The sequence below is a fragment of the Pseudomonas sp. genome (genome assembly GCF_026224925.1).
GTDB lineage: Bacteria > Pseudomonadota > Gammaproteobacteria > Pseudomonadales > Pseudomonadaceae > Aquipseudomonas.
On the sequence record NZ_JAMFRV010000206.1, the window covers coordinates 1 to 3,901 of the forward strand.

The 3,901-nt window shown below is 55.0% G+C and carries 5 protein-coding genes; all 5 read left to right on the top strand.

Annotated elements, in window-relative coordinates:
• Positions 1-1,061, top strand: a 1,061-nt coding sequence (locus M0974_RS08885; RefSeq protein ID WP_297835442.1) for a porin, incomplete at its 5' end; no start/stop codon positions are given.
• A gap of 192 nt (positions 1,062-1,253) precedes the next feature.
• Positions 1,254-1,790 carry an MFS transporter gene (locus M0974_RS08890; protein ID WP_297835445.1) on the top strand — a complete coding sequence of 179 codons (537 nt, stop codon included), beginning with the start codon at positions 1,254-1,256 and terminating at the stop codon, positions 1,788-1,790.
• 8 nt (positions 1,791-1,798) lie between these two features.
• Positions 1,799-2,665, top strand: a complete 867-nt coding sequence (locus M0974_RS08895; RefSeq protein WP_297835447.1) for an MFS transporter — start codon at positions 1,799-1,801, stop codon at positions 2,663-2,665.
• Between the two features lie 2 nt (positions 2,666-2,667).
• Positions 2,668-3,207, top strand: a complete 540-nt coding sequence (locus M0974_RS08900) for a GAF domain-containing protein (RefSeq protein ID WP_297835449.1) — start codon at positions 2,668-2,670, stop codon at positions 3,205-3,207.
• 175 nt (positions 3,208-3,382) lie between these two features.
• The coding region (locus M0974_RS08905; protein WP_297835451.1) for a branched-chain amino acid ABC transporter substrate-binding protein at positions 3,383-3,901 on the top strand (519 nt) is incomplete at its 3' end.

Genomic DNA, 3,901 nt, shown 5'->3' on the forward strand with positions numbered 1-3,901 from the left:
ACGGCGTCGTGGACGATGGCGTTACCTTTACCAACAATCAAGGAGGTCACCAGGCTTACCAGGCATCCAATGGAGCGTTGGGGAGCAGCAAGTGGGGCTTTTTCGTGAACGAAGACCTGGGGGGCGGCTACAGTGCGGTGGCGCGCCTTGAAAATGGCTTCGATGTGAATACCGGGAAGTTCAACAACGGCGGCCGCGAGTTCGGGAGGCAGTCCTATGTGGGTCTTGGCAGTCCCTTTGGATCGATCCTGCTCGGGCGGCAATATGACCTCGTGCTGGATTCCTTGCTTCCGCTGTCGGGCGCCCTCAAATTCGCCGGCATTCTGGGCACGCATGCGGCAGACGTCGACAACATGTGGGGCGATTACTCGCTCAGCAATTCGATCAAATATGTGTCGCCAGTCTACGCGGGCCTAAAGGTATCGGCTTTGTTCAGCTTAGGTGGGGTGGCGGGCGATTTCGCTAATGGCCGCAAGGAATCAGTGAGCGTCAGCTATGGCTATAACGCACTCAGCGCAAGCGCTGTGTTTTCGCGCGTAAGGAACCCGAGTACATCCATCTACGATGCCACGGCGAATCCGGTTGCCGGCACGACGTTCGTCAATCCAATCACGAATCCAACTTTTAGCGGATATACCTCCGCTCAGACCTTGCAAGTGGCAGGGGCCGGGGTGAACTACAAAATCGGGGCGGCACAGCTCGGATTTATTTACACCAATACCCGCTTTGAAGACGTCATTCGCACATCGTCGACGCCTTTTTCGGGGACTGCGACCTTCAATAACTTCGAGGCTCTTGGCACCTATAACATCACACCAGCGTGGTTGATGGGTGTCTCGTACGACTATACGAAAGCTCAAACCGCGAAATATAGCCAGGTAAATTTCGGCACTGAGTATTCGATCTCGAAGCGCACTTTGTTTTACGTCATCACCGCCTGGGAGCATGCAATCGGCACGGATTCGACAGGCAAACAGGCAGTCGCTGCGCTGTCATTTCTGACGCCCTCAAGCACCGCAAACCAGGTCGCTGTTCGTGTTGGCGTGCGTCACACGTTTTAGTATGAAGATTTGCTGCACAAAGGCCGGCTTTTCCAAAAGCCTTTGATTGATAAGGGTTTACCCGCTTAAAAGCGCTATAAGACACACTTGGCTTGACACGGGATTTTGGATCCAAGATATTGGACGCATTAATGATTGGCCCGGTAGTCGCTGTTCAAAATTGTTCAGCGATTCCTTCACTGCGGAGTCTTTATGTCACCAATAGCAGCGCGGCTTGAGCGGCTCCCGTTCAGCCGCTTCCACCTCATACTGCTCATCATGGGCGGTCTGGGGTTCATGTTTGAAGCAGTTGATGCCGGCATCATCGCTTTTATTCTTCCCGTGGTACGCGTTAAGTGGCACCTGACCAGTTTTGAAACTGGCATCCTCGGCAGCAGCACCTACGTAGGCTTTTTAGTGGGTGCGCTATTTGCCGGATTGCTTGGCGATCGATTCGGTCGCAAGGTCGTCATGATGTGGGCGCTGACGTTTTTCTGCGTGCTTACGTTTGCCAATGCGTTTGTAAATGACTGGCACACATTTGCTCTGCTGCGCGCGATCTCGGGCATCGGCATGGGTGCTGAAGGCGCAATCATCGCCCCCTTCCTTGTCGAGTTTGTGAGCAACCGCTATCGCGGCGCTTTCACTGGCGCACTCGCTGGATTTTTCTCCTTCGGCTTCGTTGCCGCAGCACTGATTGGCTACTTTGTGATTCCCTCAGCCCCGAAGGTTGGCGCATTTCGCTGGTAATCGTCTCATTGCCCGTCGTCGTTCTGCTGTGGTGGCGCCGTTCGTTGCACGAATCACCGCGCTGGTTGGAAATGCGTGGGCGGCACGACGAAGCGGATGCAGTTGTCTCCGACATCGAACGTCGTATTGAACGCTCTGGCGTGACACTGCCGCCGGTTGTTCCGGTCCCCGGGTACATTTTCGAGGCTCGGGAGCCGGGGTCTTTCTTTAGCAATCTGAAGCTTCTTTGGAAGCCGCCTCTCGCCAGGACGACTGCCATGTCCTGGTGTTTGTGGCTCGCCGTCACTTTCTGCTCGTACGCATTCTTCGTGTGGATCCCGGGTCTGCTGGTGGCGAGCGGCATGACAATTACGAAGAGCTTCTCCGTGTCGATCCTGATTTATTTGGCGCAAATTCCGGGTTACTACTCTTCTGCCTTCTTCTGCGAGAAGATTGGCCGCAAGGCGACGATCGTCACCTATATGGGTCTTGCCTGCCTCGCCGGCATCTGGTTGGCGTACGCGCAGGGCGACACTGCCGTCGTGAGCGCGTCCATCTTCATGTCGTTCGCGATGAACGGTGTGAATGCTGGTGAATATGCTTATACGCCCGAAGTCTTCCCGACGCATCTCAGGGCTACGGGCATGGGAACGGCGTCCGCGTTTGGCCGAATCGGCGCGATCTGCTCGCCAATGCTGGTGGGTTACATCTATCCGATCTGGGGCTTTGCAGGCGTATTTGGAATGACCACCGTTATCTTGATGGTCGGAGCCCTCGCAGTGATCTTTCTTGGCGTGTCAACGAGCGGAAAAACGCTGGAACAGATCACGGCGGATGAATACGGTGTCGGTGACGAGCATGCTGGAAGCCTCCCAGCAGCGAAGGCGAGGGTGTAGATATGATTGAAGCCCGTTCGATGTCGACCATTAGCTCGCTAGCATTTTCATTGCATCGGGGCGAAGCGGTTGAGACCTTCTGGAAAGAGTTGGATCGTGGCTTGCAGGATGTGTTTGGCCACAAACTTTTCACGGTGCTCGCGTACGACGCTTCGAGCGGGCTGCTGGGTCGTGTGTATAGCACGCAGCAGCAAATCAACCCGGTGGGTGGCCGAAAGCGTGTGACCAGGAGCGCCTGGACGAAGCAGGTGCTTGAAGACGGAAGGATTTTTCGCGGGGCAACGCGCGAGGACATTAAGTCGGTCTTCTCTGATTACGAGGTGTTGTGGTCAATCGGCTGTGAGAGTGTGTTGAACATCCCGATCCGTAAGCAAGGAATCGTTATGGGCTCGCTCAATCTCCTTGATGGTGCGGGGCACTATGACGAAGCGCGCATCGAGCTGGCCTACATATTTGCTCAGCTCGCGGTCATCCCGTTGGAAGCATCCCGCGAAGCGCTCCAACTTGATGGTACGAACAGCGGTGATCTGGAGCACGTCTAAGTTTTCCGAGTACGCGGCTGGCAGCGCCGGTCGCCAAGCGGTGGTTTTTCAACAATCCAATTGACATGATTGACCACGGGCGGCATCATTGATTTTCATAACGTATCCTGGATCCAAAATAGAGATTGAAAGGCAACTGTTGGTCGAAATGACAAAACTTCCGGAGACTCCAAAAATGAACACTCGATTTTCCTTGATAGCAGCTGCTTCAATCAGCGCACTGGGTCTTGTCGCAAGCGCGCACGCGGAGACCCAGAATGTCTTGTTGGGGCTTGCCGCCCCAATGACCGGCGCTCAGGCTCAGTACGGGAAGGATTTCCAGTCGGGCGTGTTGCTCGCGCTGGACGACTTCAACGCAACGAAGCCTAAAGTGGACGGAAAGGAAACCAGGTTCACGCTTGAGAGCCTTGACGATCAGGCTGATCCAAAAACCGGAACGGTGGTTGCGCAGAAGTTGGTAGACGACGGTATCAAGGGAATGATCGGGCACTTCAACTCGGGCGTGACAATTCCCGCCTCAGCCATTTATTCGCGCGCCGGCATTGCTCAAATTTCTACGGCAACGGCACCCGCCTACACACGTCAAGGGTTTAAGACGACGTTTCGGATGATGACGTCCGACACCCAGCAGGGCGGTGTGATGGGTAAATACGTGGTCCAAACCCTTAAGGTGAAGCGAATCGCGATCATTGAT